Genomic DNA, 434 nt, shown 5'->3' with positions numbered 1-434 from the left:
CTCCTACGGGAGGCAGCAGTAGGGAATCTTCCGCAATGGACGAAAGTCTGACGGAGCAACGCCGCGTGAGTGATGAAGGCTTTCGGGTCGTAAAACTCTGTTGTTAGGGAAGAACAAGTGCTAGTTGAATAAGCTGGCACCTTGACGGTACCTAACCAGAAAGCCACGGCTAACTACGTGCCAGCAGCCGCGGTAATACGTAGGTGGCAAGCGTTATCCGGAATTATTGGGCGTAAAGCGCGCGCAGGTGGTTTCTTAAGTCTGATGTGAAAGCCCACGGCTCAACCGTGGAGGGTCATTGGAAACTGGGAGACTTGAGTGCAGAAGAGGAAAGTGGAATTCCATGTGTAGCGGTGAAATGCGTAGAGATATGGAGGAACACCAGTGGCGAAGGCGACTTTCTGGTCTGTAACTGACACTGAGGCGCGAAAGCG

At 52.8% G+C, this 434-nt stretch carries 1 rRNA gene; it reads left to right on the top strand.

Annotated elements, in window-relative coordinates:
• Window positions 1-434: ribosomal RNA gene (locus MR107_RS30420) — 16S ribosomal RNA — on the top strand; the annotation flags it as partial.

The sequence above is a fragment of the Bacillus cereus group sp. BfR-BA-01441 genome (genome assembly GCF_022663075.1).
Lineage (GTDB): Bacteria > Bacillota > Bacilli > Bacillales > Bacillaceae_G > Bacillus_A > Bacillus_A cereus.
This window is presented reverse-complemented; position numbering and strand designations above follow the sequence as displayed.